Source organism: Xylanibacillus composti, assembly GCF_018403685.1.
Lineage (GTDB): Bacteria > Bacillota > Bacilli > Paenibacillales > K13 > Xylanibacillus > Xylanibacillus composti.
Map to the genome: position 1 here is coordinate 86,864 of NZ_BOVK01000027.1, position 15,379 is coordinate 102,242.

Sequence of the window (15,379 nt, forward strand, 5' to 3'; positions counted from 1 at the left end):
ATGAGAGGGAATGCCGTTCTATGACTTGTCCGTTCCCGGTCGCGTGCGCGCTTTCTTCACCCGGCCGTAATGTCCGCCTCCTCCTACCTCTACGGCCAGTATGCCGCCCCGCGCCTCCGCAATGCTTGAGGCAATGTCAGCGCCTGCCACTTCCGCGAGCCGTTCCTGCGGCACCTCATGGAGGATGTTCATCTCCGTGCCGAAGTGGTCCAACAGCTTGTCCAGCGTTCGCCGACCGAGACCGGGAATAAATTCGAGCGGCACTTGGTGAATATAGGGCGGGCGCTCATCAGCCTGCAGCGGGTCATTCCGGTGATGAAGCATATGCGCCTCCTCCGTATTCCGGTCGGCGATCGAGCGGATGCGGTCCATGACCCCGCGTACGATTCGGCCTCCGCATGCGGGACAACGGTCCGTTACCATATCGTCCCGATCCAACACAACCGAGCATTGCGAGCAGTAGCTGCGATGATACTTCCCCAGCCTGGGGCTTAAGCCGTAGTTCGCCAAGATGCAGCGGCCTGCCTCGCCGCGCAGCGCCATTACCCATTCCGCGAAGGAGGGCTCAGCCAGGCGGAGAGCATTGTACTCCCTGCCGATCTTCGCCAGGGAATGGGCATCGGAATTGCTCAGGAAGGGGAAGCGGTCAAGCTCGGACAGCATGCCCGCCATCGCCGTGTCTGCACTCAGGCCCAGCTCAACGGCCGCGATCTGGTCAAGATTAAGGAAATCCGCCATGCGGCTGGCTGCGCTGCCGTACACACTTCGATGAGGCGTAAAAATATGCGCCGGAATCACGATGCCTCCTAGCTGGGCGACCGTATCCTGCAAGGTTTGGGCCGTCGCATAAATGCGCTGCGAGCTCAGCTCCACATTTTTCATATGGCCCGCCATCCAGCTGCTGAAAGTTCGCATCGCCGACAAATCCGGCACATACGCGAGCAGATGCGCCGGGCCGAAGCCAGGATCCTTCACCTCAATCTCACTCCCGAGCAGCACGACCGTATCCCGGTAGCGCAATCCGCCTCCCGGCACTTCTTCCATCTCCCCGGCCGACACGAGTGCGTCGATCTCCTCCAGCACAGCTGGCGAATGGCAGTCAATAATGCCGATCAGCCCGATCCCCTTGCGCTCGGATGCCTCGTAGGCAATATTGGCAAAGGTCAGGTCCCGGCTGCCCGATATCTTCACCGGCTTGCCTGCGGCTGTCCGCCCGATATGGATATGAAAATCGGCAAAGATGCGGCGCAGCTCTCCCTGTCCTGCCTCTGCCATCACAAGGCAAAGCTCCCTTCCCGCTCGTAACGTTCCCAGGCGTATACGGCCATGATGGTCTTCGCGTCCCGGATGCGGCCAAGAGCGATCATCTGCTTGGCCTCCTCCAGCGTAAGCTCCAGCAGCTCGAGAAACTCGTCCTCATCGGGCTTCACCTCGCCCTCGACCAGCCGATCCGTCGCATACAGATGAATGATTTCATCGGCGAAGCCGGGCGATGTATAAAAAGCGTGCAAATAAGTCAAGGTATCGGTGCGGAAGCCCGTCTCCTCCTCCAATTCCCGCGCTGCAGCGTCAATCGGCTCTTCGCCCGGGTCCAGCTTGCCTGCCGGAATCTCCACCAGCGTCCGGCTCATCGCTTTCCGGTACTGCTCGACGGCCAGCATCTTGCCATGGCGCAATGCCAGAACAGCAACCGCCCCCGGATGCTTGACCACTTCCCGCGTCGAGGTCTGGCCGTTCGGCAGCTCCACATGCTCGATCTGCAGCGAAATGATTTTCCCTTCGAATACGGGCTCAATTCTCGTTGTGATCTCTTCAAGCTTCCTGCTGTTATCGTTCATCTTCACCACTCCCTTAATCTGCTTGCCTATTTCGGACAAGCAGTTCTATTCTTGCTCATTCCTGACATATGGATAGTATAGCAAACCTGATAGGAAGAAGGGATGGTCCCTATGCGTATCGACAGCACGGATAATCAGCTTCATATGTCCGGGAAAGCGTGGGAAATCCGGCACCATTGGCGGTCATTATGCACAGACCGCCGGACAGCTGGCCTTACGCTTCGCGCTTATCTTCAATCGCTGGAGCTGGGGGAGTCCGCACGCTCCAGCCATAAGCGCACAGTTTCCGCTGCACAGCAAACTGCTTGGAAGAACAGGGGATCTTCTGCCGCCGACCGGCCCATCGTCGTGACAGGCAAAGGATAATCCGTCAACACAGCGGCTATCTCCTGCATGGAGGGGGCTTGAATCCAGCGCAGTTCATGCAGCTTGGCGATAGACTGGGCTTGGGCCGCCATCCGGGCATCCCATTCGGTCTGGCCCGTTATCGGAAGCGGGACAATTGCCTTCTCCCTCGCGGCCACCTGCAGCGCAGCCAACGTATGATGGCTGATTCCCCGATGCCGCTCCCGGGCGTCCCCGGCCGACAGTCGAGGGATGACAATCGGTACCCCCTGCAAGGCGCGCACGGCATTCACCCATTCGCCGACCTCCATGCCGGAGTGACCCAGCCTTGTTTCCGTGCCGACCATGCCGGGACCCATCGCGATGATCGCCGTATCTGTCCCGGCCACCCACCTGGCAGCCAGCAAAGAGGTGAATTTGTTGACGGTTTCGATATCGCCGCCATACGCTTGTCCGCTCGTAATCGTCTGCCGTATCCAGCCCAGACGCTTCAATTCTGCGGCGTGACGGCTTAGCGCAAGCGGCAGCGCGCTGCCATCCGTCATGATATAACTGACAGTCAAAGCAGACCTCTGCACAAGCCACGCCGCAGCAATAGGCAGCATGCTGTGGAGCTCGCCGATCAGCACGGGCATGCCGGCCAAACTCTTCTTTTCACTGAACACCTCGTGAAAAGGGCTTGCCGCTTCTTCAGCCGCCAGCACCGCGTGCTGCAACGGGGTATACCGCAGCTTCATGATATGCCCCCGCTTCTCGTCCAGCCTGTTCCCGCCGTGCCGCCCCTGTCCGCTGCCCGCGATCGGCTCGCTGCTCCTGGCTCCCCCTGCATGCTCGCATTTCGCTCGTCCGTTTCCTGCATTCATATGTATAAAATGATAGCCGCCTGTACCCAAGTCCAAATGAACGGCTGTCGTGTTCAGCAGCAGTCGATCTCCCGGATGTACCTGTCCGATGAACGCCGGGTCACCGTATGCTTTGCCCGCTGCTCCGCTGTCCAACGCGACGCTGACCTCGATTAGTCCTCCTGCTGGTTGAGGTATGCCGGTCGCTGTCGCCCACTCCCATATAAGCAAAGCATGACCCCCTTTTTCTAACGGTGCTCATACTGATCATTCCTTCTTCATTATCCCAACTGCACGGGCTGGAAATACCCATGTCTCTATTCATATGTGTTAAGAAATAAGGGCATGCTTCATCCCCGGCAAGGGAGCCAACATGCCCAGTCTTGAATATCCCTATTTCGCCTGAACCAGCCTCTAGTCGCTCGCGGCTTCCTTCGCAATCGCCACGACCAGTTCTGCCGTCTTGACCAATTCCTCCACCGGCATCTGTTCCTGCTTCGTATGAATATGCTCATAACCGATCGCCAGATTTACCGTCGGCACGCCAAGGCCGTTGAAAATGTTCGCATCGCTGCCGCCGCCGGAATGCAAAGTCCGGCACGTGCGTCCAATCGCTTTTATGGCCCGTCTTGCCGTCTGCACTACCGGCTCATCGTCGCTGCAGTTAAAGCTCGGATAGATACGCTCATCCTGAAATTCAGCGCGCGCTCCGAATTCTTGTGCTGTTTCCATAACAGCTTGGCGCATAGCCTCTACCTGCCGATCCAGCTTTTCCTTTCGAATCGAGCGAGCCTCCGCCCTCAGCTTCGCGTAATCGCAGACGATGTTCGTCTCCTGTCCTCCTTCGAAGCTGCCGACGTTCGCCGTCGTCTCCTGATCGATGCGGCCGAGTTGCATCCTTGCGATTGCCTTGCTCGCCACCTGAATCGCGCTGATGCCGTCCTCGGGATTGACCCCCGCATGCGCAGAGCGACCGTAAAATTCAATCGTAATTTTGGCTTGACCGGGAGCCGCAACGGCCACTTCTCCAACCTTGCCGTTGGAATCCAGCGCATACCCGTATTTCGCCTTGAGATTTCCGGCGTCTATGGCTCTGGCCCCGACCAGTCCGCTTTCTTCGCCGACCGTGATGACGAACTGAACCGGCCCGTGGGCAATCGCTTGTTCCTGCAGTACACGAATGGCTTCGAGCATTGCGGCAATCCCGGCCTTGTCATCGCTGCCGAGAATCGTCGTTCCGTCACTGCGTATGTAGCCGTCTTCATCTATCTGCGGCTTGATCCCTGCTCCCGGCACGACTGTGTCCATATGGCATGTAAAATAAATCGTATCCTTGTCCTCGCATCCATCCGTCGCCGCCAGCATCGCGAACAAATTGCCCGATCCGTGTCCGGTAACTGCCGCCGTATCATCCACGAAGACGTCCAAGCCCGCTTCCCGGAATTTGCGCTGCAATAGCTCGCTGATCGCTTGCTCATGCTTCGTCTCGCTATCCACTTGCACCAATTCCAGAAACTCTTCTACCAATCGCTGCCGATTCACCATAAACGCTTCCCTCCGCGCACCGTTTTCGTTACAATGACAATAGTATTTCATATTTACTAGGAAAATTCAAAATCGATGCAGCGCTTTCTCAGCCATTGCAGCAACATGTACATCAAAAGGAGTGTCCACAATTATCATGGGTAGAAATAAGCTCTGGTTTCGCATTGTCATTTACGTCATGATCGGTTCGATGCTATTCTCCGTCCTGCTCATGCTCGCTCAGGTTCTGGCCGTTGCATGAATCTAGCTAAAGAAAACTGTCGGACAACCCCGTTCCCACCTGCAATTCAGGGCTGTCCTGACAGTTTTTCAATTGCTGTGCGCGCTAACGGAACTCAGCGCCACTAGTTGATCGATTTTCGCCAACTGCGCATTTTAACGGAACACACGAACCTTATTTCGGCAATCGGGTGTCAAATCCGCTACATAAAGGGCTAATAAGAGCGCTCATTTCCGTTACATTATTTTTCGTCGCGAAATGGGCGCCATAACGTCTCTGACTTCCGTTACGACTCGCTTCTGTTTTCCCTCTGCTTCCATGCAAGTCGCGATTCCCAAAGAAACAGCACAACCGACACTAACAGCAGCCCCAGCGCCACATAAACGGATAGTGTGAAATACTGCCAGAATAATGCGGATGACCAATGTGTCTCCCCGATGATCCACTGAGCCACTCTGTTCGAAATCCCGATTCCGTCATGGTAGCCGGGCGTCACGCTCAGTATGTAGGTTTGCGACAAGCATACACTCGCTACCGCAGTGACACAGAACAGAAAAAACACACCCGCTGTGTACGCATGCGTAGTCTTGCAAACGCGCTTTCCGAATAGTACTAGCATACTCGTGAGCAACACACTACTGAAGATGAACCACATGGACTTTCTCCCCCTCACTGCGATTTCCAATTCTCCAACAACCAATTCATTATCAGACTTCGTTGCTGATTTTCCGGATATTGCATAAAATCACGAATTCGTGATCAGCGATAGAAGCCGTCCACCAAATTGATGGACGGCTCATGATTCCAAATGGCAGACCCAAGCCCGCAAGTCGTGTTTAATAAAGCTTCGTGTTGATGTCGAACGCTTCCAGGTTTTCCTTGACGCGCTGCAGGAAGCGGCCGCAGATGACGCCGTCCAGAATGCGGTGATCCAGCGACAGGCACAGGTTGACCATCGAGCGGACCGCGATCATGTCGTCGATGACGACCGGCTTCTTCACGATCGATTCGAACGTAAAGTTGCACGCCTGCGGGTAATTGATGATTGGCTGCGACAGGATGGAGCCGAAGGCGCCGGTGTTGTTCACCGTGAACGTGCCGCCCTGCACATCATCCGGCCGGAGCGTGCCTGCTCTGGCGCGCTTGGTCAACTGGTCGATCTCTTTGGCCAGTCCGGCGACATTCATTTGATCCGCCTTCTTGATGACCGGCATGAAGACCGCATCCTCGGTTCCGACAGCCAAGGAGATGTTAATATCCTTCTTCACGATGATTTTGTCCACAGCCCAGACCGAGTTCATGATCGGGTAATCCTTGATTGCGTTGACGACTGCTTTAATCAGGAAGGCCAAATATGTAAGATTCACGCCTTCCTTGCGCATGAACTCGTCCTTCAGCTTGTTCCGCAGCGTGACCAGATTCGTCACGTCCACCTCGATCATCGTCCAGGCGTGCGGAATTTCGGACACGCTCTGGCGCATGCGGGAGGCAATCGTCGCGCGAATCGGCGATACGTCAATCAGCTCTTCGCCCCGCTCTGCTGCAGCTGCCCGGTCGGATTGCGGCTGTGCGGTGCTCTGCCCGGTCAGATGCAGGCCGGTGGAGCGCACCGGCACCCGCGCCGCATCTGCTTCTTCGCTGGCCTGGCTGGCTGCTGCCGTGCGTGCAGGCTGTTGCGCAGCAGGAGCGGAAGCTTGTGCAGTATGTGCCTGAGGATTGTTGAGATACGCCAGCACATCCTTGCGGGTAATGCGTCCGCCCAGTCCGCTTCCAGCCACCAGGTTCAAGTCAATGCCATGTTCATCCGCCAGCGTGCGGACTGCCGGCGAGATGCGGCTGCGCATGCTCTGATCTCCTGCGGACACTGCCGCGACGCTGCTGTCAGCCTCCGCCGCCGATCCTGTTCCCGCAGGCTCCTGCGCTGCGCCTTCGCCGCGAAGCGTGCAGACTACTGTGCCGACAGCGACATTCTCGCCTTCTCCCACCAAGATCTGATCCAGCACTCCGCTTGCAGTACTTGGCAGCTCCGCAGTCACTTTATCCGTCACAATTTCACATAAGGCCTCATATTCTTCCACCGGATCGCCCGGCTGCTTCAACCATTTCGTAATCGTTGCATCGACTACACTTTCCGCAAGCTGAGGCAGGGTGATTTCAATTGATTTGCTCTGCGCCACCTGCTCACTCTCCTTTCAACCGGGGGCAGCCCCCAAAAAACATCGAGATTTCATACTATATCCAGCTTGCGCACGATTTCTCAGAATAACGCCAGCTTGCGCATCGCTTCCAGCACTTTATCCTTGTTCAGCATGTAAAATTTCTCTAGCGGCGGGCTGATCGGCATGGCCGGCACATCGTAGCCGCACAGTCTGGCAATCGGAGCATCCAGCTCGAACATCAGCTCCTCCGCGATAATGGCGGCTACCTCAGCTCCAACGCCGCCCGTCTTGTTGTCCTCATGAACGATCAGCACCTTCCCCGTGCGGCGAACCGCTTCGAGAATCGCTTCCTTGTCTAACGGCTGCAAGGTGCGCAGATCAAGGATGTGCGCCTCAATCCCTTCCTTCTGCAGCTCCTCCGCTGCCTGCATGGCAAAATGAACGGTAAGACCGTAAGTGATGACTGTGATGTCATCCCCTTCCCGCTTCACATCCGCTTTGCCAATCGGCACCATATAATCACCATCCGGCACTTCGCCGGTCACGCTGCGATAGCACTTTTTATGTTCAAAATACAGCACAGGGTCTTCGTCCCGGATCGCCGCAAGCAGCAGCCCCTTCGCGTCATAAGGCGTGGAAGGCGCCACAATTTTCAGGCCCGGCGTGCCGAAGAAGATGGATTCCGGACACTGCGAATGATACAGACCGCCGAAAATGCCGCCGCCGAAAGGCGCGCGAATGACGATCGGGCAGTTCCAATCGTTGTTCGAGCGGTAGCGGATCTTGGCCGCCTCGCTGATGATTTGGTTCGTTGCCGGCAGCATGAAGTCCGAATACTGCATTTCGGCAATCGGCCTCATGCCAACCATTGCCGCGCCAATCGCGACGCCCGCGATGGCCGATTCGGCCAGCGGCGTATCCAGGGCGCGTTCCTCGCCGAACTGCTCCATCAAGCCTTTGGTCGTGCCGAACACACCGCCCTTCACGCCTACATCCTCGCCCAGCACAAAGACGCTGGCGTCGCGCTGCATTTCCTCCCGCATGGCGGCGTTGATTGCATCGATATAACTGATCGTTGTCACCGTTTCATTTCCCCTTCTATACCGATTCGTCGCCATAGACGTATTTCAAGGTATCCTCCGGCTGCGGGAACGGCGCCCGGTCCGCATACTCGGTCGCCTCCTTGATGACAGCCGTCACTTCCTCCTCCACTTCCGCCTCGAGCGAATCGTTCAACACCCCGCAGGCATGCAGATATTCGCGGAACCGCGGAATCGGATCGCGTCCCTTGTGGTAATCGACTTCTTCCTTCGTCCGGTAGACCAAATCATTATCCGATGTAGAGTGCGGCGAAATGCGGTATACAACTGTTTCAATCAAGGTCGGACCTTCTCCGCGCTGTGCCCGTTCATGCGCTTCCTTCGTCACGCGGTACACTTCGAGCGGATCATTCCCGTCCACGCGCACGCCCGGAAACCCGTACCCAATCGCACGGTCGGCAATGCTTTCGCACGCCACCTGCTTCGCGTAGGGGACGGAAATCGCATACTGATTGTTTTCACAAACAAAAACAACAGGCAGCTTATGAACGCCCGCAAAATTGCAGCCTTCATGAAAATCCCCCTGATTGCTGGAGCCGTCGCCGAACGAAACGTAGGTGACAATGTCCTGCTTCTTCATCTTCGCCGCCAAGGCAATTCCTGCTGCATGCGGAACCTGCGTCGTGACCGGGCTTGACCCGGTTACGATATTCAGGCGCTTGCTGCCGAAGTGTCCGGGCATCTGTCTGCCCGCACTGTTCGGGTCCTCTGCCTTGGCGAAGATCGACAGCATTAACTCGCGAGCTGTCATGCCTACAGCCAGAACAAAGGCATAATCGCGATAATAAGGCAGAAAATAGTCGTGCTGCTTGCGAAATGCGAAAGCCGCTCCAACCTGAGCCGCCTCTTGGCCGATACCGGATACGTGGAAGTTGATTTTCCCTGCGCGCTGAAGCAGCAAGCTGCGCTCGTCGAACTTGCGTGCAAGCAGCATCGTGCGGTAGATCTCCAGGACTTGCGCATCCGTCAAGCCAAGCTGCTCGTGCCGCGTCGTACTAACAGCCGATATTTCTTGTTTCATCGAAGCCCTCCTGTTCCGGGATTCTATAATTATTACCTGGTACTAGTAGTTAGATATAAGTATTATAACGCGTTCCTGTTCCGGAATCCAAGTGATAGTTGTCATATGTTGCACGCCCTATTGGCTACTGGATACCAGGTGTACTTCCTTTATGATCCGAGAGCCTGTCCATCCACAGCCAGCATGGCCTCCGCCAATGCTTCGGACAACGACGGATGCGGATGCGCGAATTGACCGATCTCCCAAGGGGTAGCGTCCAGCAGCTGCGCGATTCCCGCCTCGGCGATCAGGTCCGTCACGTGCGGACCGATCATGTGAACGCCCAGCAAGTCGTTGGTGTCTTTGTCCGCGACCACTTTCACAAACCCGTCATTCTGGCCGTGAACGAGCGCTTTGCCCAAAGCCTTGAACGAGATTTTCCCCACCTTCACCGCATGGCCGTGCCGCACCGCCTCTTCCTCCGTCCACCCTACCGAAGCGGTCTCCGGGCGCGAATAGACACAGCGGGGAACAAGCGCAGATGCCGCCGGCCCAAGGACCGCAGCAGGCTTCTTCACGCCAGCCAGATGCTCGACTGCCGCCACTGCCTCATGGGCCGCCGCATGGGCCAGCTGATAACCGCCGATGCAGTCCCCTACCGCATAGATATGCGACTCCGTCGTTTGATAATGCTCATTCACCCGGATCAAGCCATTTTCTACTCGCACATCGGTATTTTCCAGACCGAGGCCATCTACATTTGCCTTGCGGCCAACTGCAACGAGCATCATATCCGCCTGCAGCCGAACGGGCTCATTCTTGCGTTCCACTGTCAACTCTACGGCGCTTCCAGTATTTTCAACACTCTTTATATCCAGCTTGGACTGTGTATAAACATCGATGCCCCGTTTCTTGAACAAGCGTTCGAGTTCCCGGCTGACATCGCGGTCTTCCGCCGGAAGCAGCCGGTCTGCCGCCTCGACAAGCGTCACCTTTACGCCGAAGTCCTGCAGCATCGACGCCCATTCGCAGCCGATGACGCCGCCGCCAATGATAACGGCAGAAGCCGGAAGCTCCTGCATCTCCAAGGCTTCATCGCTGGTCACGATGCGTTTCCCGTCCACTTCAAGGCCCGGCAATGCGCTCGGTCTTGATCCGGTTGCCAGAATCGTATAGGGCGCGACCAACGTCACGCTCTCCTCCTCATTCTCGGCCTCAACTGCCAGCGATCCGCTGCGCGGCGAGAAGATGGAAGGACCAATTACCCGGCCGTTGCCCGTATATACATCGATTTTGTGCTTTTTCATAAGAAACTGCAGCCCGCTGTACAACTGGCCGACAATCTTGTTTTTCCGCTGCTGGACAGCTTGGAAATCGACCCGTACATGCTCGGCTACTATGCCGTACGATACACTGTCCCGCATCGTCTCGTACAGCTCCGCGCTGCGCAGCAGCGCCTTGCTCGGTATGCAGCCGCGATGCAAGCAGGTGCCGCCTAGTTTATCCCGCTCCACCACCGCCGCTTTCTTCCCTAATTGCGAGGCCCGGATCGCAGCCGTATAGCCGCCGATTCCGCCGCCCAGCACGATCACATCATATTCCCTCGTAGACATTCGTAACCCTCCCGTTTCCCGATCTATGTGTCAGAGACAAGCTATGTTATTATGATATATACTAGCAAATACCGTCTCTCTATTCTAACCTTTTTCGCACACGGAAATATAGAGGGAGGGAAAATGCACTCATCACAACATGTACAAAAGAAAGTGGGTTAGTGGACGTGAACCAAGTTTTCGCACGACTTATCGCTGTACTGCTGCTCGTCATTCCCGGTCTTGCGGCAACATTCGGCTTTCTGGAGATGAAAAATGCCATATTTGCTTACGCGGCCAGCTTCGGCGAGGACCAAGGTGCCGCCGGATTTGGCTGGGGGCAGTTTATGCTCGGCTTGCTGCTGTTCGCTGCAGGGGTGGGATTTATCGGAGGGTGGATCTTCTTCCGCGACCGCAAGCGCAATTATGTCGCTCCCCGCTTCAAGGCCAAGCGGAAATAAGGCAAGGCCGCTATTCCCGACTTCACAACAAAAAAGGCCAACCAGTAAACTCTGGTCAACCTGATAATACGCAGACGCCTTGCGGCGTCAATGCCCGGAATGCCATACCTGCTGGCAAGCAAGTGTGTTTGAGCCGATCCGCGGCTACGGCTGCCGATCGGCTCTGCCAAGCCTGTCGAACCAGTGCAAAAGCAGCGTACGGTCAATAACGTGTGACAGGGAGATCCGCTCCGCGGCCACATGCAGGAACGTCAGCAAGGCGACGATCAGGAGCTGCATGAGCATTGGCGCGCAGGAAGCAAGCGCAAATCCTGCCAGGAAGCCGAGCAGATTGACGCCGGAGTCTCCAAGCATCGAACGCGCCTGGATGTCCTGACGAAACAAGCATAGGGCCGCCAACAAGCCTGGCATCAGCATCACAATTGCTTCGCTGGTTCTGCCTTGCCAAACGCCCCCAAGAAGAGCCGCAACGCCTAATACGAAGAAGCCTTTCAAGGCGCGGCCCGGACGGAGATCGAGTAAATTAAGCGTATTTGCCGAAAGGCACATGAGCAGAAAGGCAAGCAGCCAGCGCACAAGCCAGATGAGAACAACCCCTGCCTCTTCAACTGCAGCCCATCCGCCGATCGGCGGAATGGGGCCCGCCACCAGCGCGCCGATCCAAGCGGCCGCAGCCGCTGCAGACAGAGCCTTCAAGGCCCCTGTCGTCACTTGAGCGTTGTGGCGAAAAGCCTGCCAATGTCCCCGCAGTCCCTTGACCTTCACATCCCCTACCGTGTCATCCAGCCAACCGGCAAAAAACACTGCGGTCCCTGCAATGGCCAAGCTGCCATAAACCTCTGTCCCCTGCCACCAAGCAGCGAATAACGACAAGAATGCGCAATGTGCTGCCACAGTAACCCAGACAGCCATGCCGCTGCCCAGCGGAATGAGTTGCTTGCGGAAATTCGCCGCCGTCAGCCGATGCGCAGCCAAAAATCGCGGGACGCTCCATGCCGCTAGAGCTGCGACCGTTCCTGTCCATCCCCATAGCAGCAGCCATGCGAGCCAGTTCCATCCTTCCGGCAGCAGCAGCTCGCTCAACAAGAACGTTCCCGCCACTTCTGCATCAGCGTCACGCCGACAGCATAAAATTGTTTGCCCCTGTGGACGAAGCCGCTCCAGTCGCGCCCCGTCTCCCGGTGGCGGAAAGGCACTTTTGCTTCGCACACACGATATCCCTTGCGCAGCGCATCAATCGTCAAGCCCACTTCAATGCCGAAACCGCGCGCCAACGAACCGACAGACTCCAGCACTTCGCGCCTTACGGCACGCTGCCCGGACAGCGGCGCCTCAGGACGAAATCCGCCCAGTCGGGTGATGCCGGTCGTGGCCAGCCCCTTCACCAGGCCAAAGCCTCCTTTGCGGCCGGCGGCAGGAAGCTTGGCGATGCACATATCCGCTTGCTCCTGGCGAATGGGTTCGAGCAGCAAGTGGGCAAACGCCGCCGATTCTCCCAAGTCTGCGTCAAGGAATACGACGATATGGCCGGCGGAATGACGCCAACCGCTCTCAAGCGCAGCGCCCTTCCCTCGATTCGTCGTATGCCGAATAACCGTATCGGCCCATTTCCCGGCTGCTCTCGGGGTTTCGTCTGTACTGCCGTCATCCACGACAAGCAGTTCATGATACCATTTCCGGAAGCGGTTCGCTTGATGCAGCGCCTCCAGCGTAACCGAAATGCGGGCCCCTTCATTCCATGCCGGAATAATGACTGACACTTGCTGCATGCGGCGACTCCCTTTCCAAGATAGTTTCTTGCACAAGCTTGATCAGGCGGGCGGTGTTTTCGTGAATGCTTCCGTCGAAGCGGTGTTTTCGCATATCCAGCACCGGAATATCATGACTTTCATAAGACGGCTCGGCTCCAGCTTCGCCTGTGTTCTCTGACATCGCAACAGCCAGCGGCTCGGAATGGGCCGATCCCGCCACAAGCAGCAAATCCGGCTCCACCTCCCACTTTGTATCAGAGCGGGCAGGCTCCTCCTCGACGGTCACGACAGCCCCTAACTGACGGAGCCGTTGGATCAGCTGCTCGGCTTGCTGATCGTGACGCCCTTGCCAGACGATGTGCATGCCATTCATCTCAGGCGCCAATTGTCGGGTAAGCTCATGATAGCTGCGCAGCTCTCCTTGGACGAGCTCATGCTGTACTGTCAGGTCCTTGTAGCGGTTATGCAACGACTGCAGCATCTGTCCTTGCGCGTCATGGAAAAGGCTTTGTCCCATGGTGCCGCCGATCACCAAGCCTAGGCCGAGGGCAACGAAAACCGCAATGATCGTACTAATGTGATACCTTAGGGAGACCATCCGCGCACCTCCTTCCGTTCCAGGCTCCGCTTATGCTTTCCTCCGATAATAGTCCTGTATTAGGCAAGTGTTCCCTTCATCAACAGCCACGCCGCAGACAGCAGTTCACGGAATTGCGGATGGATGACTGCCAACATAGTGAAGGGAAACAGACTGGCTGTGGGAATCAGCCATAAATGACGCAGCCTGGGCCGTTTCCGGTATAGCTTGCTGACACCTTTCGCATCGACGAGCTTGTCCCCAATCTTCATCCGAACAAGAAGCGTGCTGGCCATCCCCTTGCGGCCTTTTTCCAAAAAATCAATCATATGTGTATGCGTGCCAAGCGTAACAATCAAAGCAGCCCCTTTCTCATACGCAAGACGCATCGCTAAATCCTCGCTTGTACCTGAAGCCGGCACACTCCTTGCCCATATGCCCAGCCGCTTGACCCGCTGCATGCCGGGGGCATGGCCATTCGGATAAGCGTGGACAATTATCTCTGCGCCGCACAGCAGCGCTTCGTTCGTGATACTATCCATATCGCCAATGATCATATCTGGCCTATATCCGCAAGTGATTAAGGCGTCCGCTCCTCCGTCCACCCCAATTAACACAGGTCGAAAATCGGCAATATACTCGCGCAGCGCTTGCAAATCCTCACGGAACCCGCTGCCCCTCACGACCACGAGCGCATGGCGTCCCTGCAGCGAAGTTTGCAGATCAGGCAAGGGAAGTCGCTGCAAAATCTGCTGTTTTTCCTTGCTGGCATAGGACAACGTATTCTCAATAAATTGCTTCAAGCAGAGCTGCTCATTTTGGAGCGCCCGTTTTCGGCTGTCCTGCCAAGTTTGCCAATCAAATGGTCTGCATGGAATCGGGTCTCCACCCTCATCCCGGACAATCCGGTTCTGCTCAATCGTGATCCGCATGCCTGAGCGAAAAAGGGAAAAATGCTGCTGCCGCACCTCCACAATGGGAATCCCGGCTCGCAACAACATCTCTGCCCCCTTCGCCATAAAGGTGCCGCTCATCGTACAAGATGCATTCACAACCGCTCTGACTTTGGCGGCGATTAAACCTTCAGCAGCCATTTCGTCCAGATCCTCGTGGCACAAGACCGCGATCTCCTTCGTCTGCAGCTGGGGAATGAGCCGTTTCGTGCTTTTATTCACCCGTACCACACCAGACACAGGCTTTTCCAGTTGCCAACGGTACCGCCAACGCATGGAAGGGCCACCTCCGACACCAGCTAGAGTAGGTGAATCTGCATTTTCATCTAGTATGGGATCAAAGCTGGTTCCATATTCCGCACGCATCAAAAAAAAGGCTATTTTTCGAGTCAGTCCGAAAAATAGCCTTTGTTCTGGGAAAGCGGATTCCCTTTTATTCCACAACGAGTGTCGCTACCATCTCGGCATGCCCCAGTCCGCACATAACCGAGCAAACGAGTTCGAAGGTGCCTGGCTTGTCAAATGTCACTTCTACGGAATCGCCGGCATGAATGTCGATGTCATATCCCTCAATCGCCACGCCATGGATGCCTTCCTTGTTCCGCATGGAAACGTTCATCGTTTCGCCAAGCTTGACGTGATATTCCTGTTGGTCAAACTCAAAATTCGAGAGCACAAAGCGAAGTTCATTCTCACCAACTTCCTCCTCTGCCCCTTCCTTCGGCTCGATCATCGTAATCGAGAACACGACTGCTGCTGCGCTGGCTGCAATAAACAATGCAAACATAATCCACTTGTGCATGAATATCCCCCAATTCCTAGTAGTCCGGTTTTATTATTGTAATGGATTCTTGCATGGAATGGTAAGTGTTCCATCGGTCCAAACGTGAAAAATCTGTGACAATTGTTCTTCTCGAAATGAACCTCCATCATTATACCCGATCGCCTCACAACATTCAATTGCTTCACAGTCTTCCTGTTACTATTCCGTGATAA

Annotated in this window: 16 protein-coding genes and 1 pseudogene; 3 read left to right on the top strand and 14 right to left on the bottom strand. The window is 56.1% G+C overall.

Annotation, left to right across the window (positions count from 1 at the left end; genetic code table 11):
- Positions 1-18 precede the first annotated feature (18 nt).
- Positions 19-1,275 (bottom strand): endonuclease Q family protein, encoded by a 1,257-nt coding sequence (locus tag XYCOK13_RS11055; RefSeq protein WP_213412209.1) that lies wholly within the window; start codon positions 1,273-1,275, stop codon positions 19-21.
- The gene (locus tag XYCOK13_RS11060) at positions 1,275-1,838 is read right to left on the bottom strand and encodes an NUDIX hydrolase (protein ID WP_213412210.1); all 564 of its coding nucleotides are present in this window, start codon (positions 1,836-1,838) and stop codon (positions 1,275-1,277) included. The genes XYCOK13_RS11055 and XYCOK13_RS11060 overlap by 1 nt, the downstream gene beginning before the upstream one ends.
- A 111-nt stretch (positions 1,839-1,949) precedes the next feature.
- Between XYCOK13_RS11060 and mciZ the strand changes: the two are divergent.
- Positions 1,950-2,009, top strand: a pseudogene (mciZ, locus tag XYCOK13_RS22330) (Z-ring formation inhibitor MciZ); the annotation flags it as partial.
- A 62-nt stretch (positions 2,010-2,071) separates the two neighbouring features.
- On the opposite strand, the gene XYCOK13_RS11065 reads toward mciZ, so the two are convergent.
- Together XYCOK13_RS11065 and XYCOK13_RS11070 are read right to left on the bottom strand one after the other, a co-directional pair.
- Positions 2,072-3,256: a DUF3866 family protein gene (locus XYCOK13_RS11065; RefSeq protein WP_213412211.1), complete on the bottom strand. Its 1,185-nt coding sequence runs from the start codon at positions 3,254-3,256 to the stop codon at positions 2,072-2,074.
- Between the two features lie 183 nt (positions 3,257-3,439).
- Positions 3,440-4,570 carry a M20/M25/M40 family metallo-hydrolase gene (locus XYCOK13_RS11070; protein ID WP_213412212.1) on the bottom strand — a complete coding sequence of 377 codons (1,131 nt, stop codon included), beginning with the start codon at positions 4,568-4,570 and terminating at the stop codon, positions 3,440-3,442.
- 136 nt (positions 4,571-4,706) lie between these two features.
- Between XYCOK13_RS11070 and prli42 the strand changes: the two genes are divergently transcribed.
- Entirely contained in the window at positions 4,707-4,811 is a 105-nt protein-coding gene (gene prli42, locus XYCOK13_RS11075; RefSeq protein WP_213412213.1) for a stressosome-associated protein Prli42, read from the top strand.
- Between the two features lie 265 nt (positions 4,812-5,076).
- Here prli42 and XYCOK13_RS11080 read toward each other — a convergent pair whose 3' ends face one another.
- The 5 genes from XYCOK13_RS11080 to lpdA all read right to left on the bottom strand — a co-directional run bounded on the left by XYCOK13_RS11080 (position 5,077) and on the right by lpdA (position 10,662).
- The gene (locus tag XYCOK13_RS11080) at positions 5,077-5,445 is read right to left on the bottom strand and encodes a hypothetical protein (RefSeq protein WP_213412214.1); all 369 of its coding nucleotides are present in this window, start codon (positions 5,443-5,445) and stop codon (positions 5,077-5,079) included.
- Positions 5,446-5,626: 181 nt separating this feature from the next.
- Positions 5,627-6,967 (bottom strand): dihydrolipoamide acetyltransferase family protein, encoded by a 1,341-nt coding sequence (locus XYCOK13_RS11085; protein ID WP_213412215.1) that lies wholly within the window; start codon positions 6,965-6,967, stop codon positions 5,627-5,629.
- An 80-nt stretch (positions 6,968-7,047) separates the two neighbouring features.
- On the bottom strand, positions 7,048-7,992 hold the full coding sequence (locus XYCOK13_RS11090; protein WP_373314383.1) for an alpha-ketoacid dehydrogenase subunit beta: 945 nt from the start codon (positions 7,990-7,992) through the stop codon (positions 7,048-7,050).
- Positions 7,993-8,047: 55 nt separating this feature from the next.
- Positions 8,048-9,070 (bottom strand): thiamine pyrophosphate-dependent dehydrogenase E1 component subunit alpha, encoded by a 1,023-nt coding sequence (locus XYCOK13_RS11095; protein ID WP_213412217.1) that lies wholly within the window; start codon positions 9,068-9,070, stop codon positions 8,048-8,050.
- 149 nt (positions 9,071-9,219) lie between these two features.
- Positions 9,220-10,662 carry a dihydrolipoyl dehydrogenase gene (gene lpdA, locus XYCOK13_RS11100; RefSeq protein ID WP_213412218.1) on the bottom strand — a complete coding sequence of 481 codons (1,443 nt, stop codon included), beginning with the start codon at positions 10,660-10,662 and terminating at the stop codon, positions 9,220-9,222.
- Positions 10,663-10,829: 167 nt separating this feature from the next.
- Between lpdA and XYCOK13_RS11105 the strand changes: the two genes are divergently transcribed.
- On the top strand, positions 10,830-11,102 hold the full coding sequence (locus XYCOK13_RS11105; protein ID WP_213412219.1) for a DUF2627 domain-containing protein: 273 nt from the start codon (positions 10,830-10,832) through the stop codon (positions 11,100-11,102).
- A 144-nt stretch (positions 11,103-11,246) separates the two neighbouring features.
- Here XYCOK13_RS11105 and XYCOK13_RS11110 read toward each other — a convergent pair whose 3' ends face one another.
- The 5 genes from XYCOK13_RS11110 to XYCOK13_RS11130 all read right to left on the bottom strand — a co-directional run bounded on the left by XYCOK13_RS11110 (position 11,247) and on the right by XYCOK13_RS11130 (position 15,185).
- Positions 11,247-12,185, bottom strand: a complete 939-nt coding sequence (locus XYCOK13_RS11110) for a hypothetical protein (protein WP_213412220.1) — start codon at positions 12,183-12,185, stop codon at positions 11,247-11,249.
- Positions 12,182-12,871, bottom strand: coding sequence for a glycosyltransferase family 2 protein (locus XYCOK13_RS11115; protein ID WP_213412221.1), 690 nt, complete (start codon positions 12,869-12,871; stop codon positions 12,182-12,184). Before XYCOK13_RS11115 ends, XYCOK13_RS11110 begins: the two co-directional genes overlap by 4 nt.
- On the bottom strand, positions 12,834-13,451 hold the full coding sequence (locus XYCOK13_RS11120; protein ID WP_213412222.1) for a copper transporter: 618 nt from the start codon (positions 13,449-13,451) through the stop codon (positions 12,834-12,836). Before XYCOK13_RS11120 ends, XYCOK13_RS11115 begins: the two co-directional genes overlap by 38 nt.
- Before the next feature lie 59 nt (positions 13,452-13,510).
- Entirely contained in the window at positions 13,511-14,659 is a 1,149-nt protein-coding gene (steA, locus tag XYCOK13_RS11125) for a putative cytokinetic ring protein SteA (RefSeq protein ID WP_213412223.1), read from the bottom strand.
- A gap of 157 nt (positions 14,660-14,816) precedes the next feature.
- A complete protein-coding gene (locus XYCOK13_RS11130) occupies positions 14,817-15,185 on the bottom strand; it encodes a cupredoxin domain-containing protein (RefSeq protein ID WP_213412224.1) in 369 nt (122 codons plus the stop codon).
- Positions 15,186-15,379 lie beyond the last annotated feature (194 nt).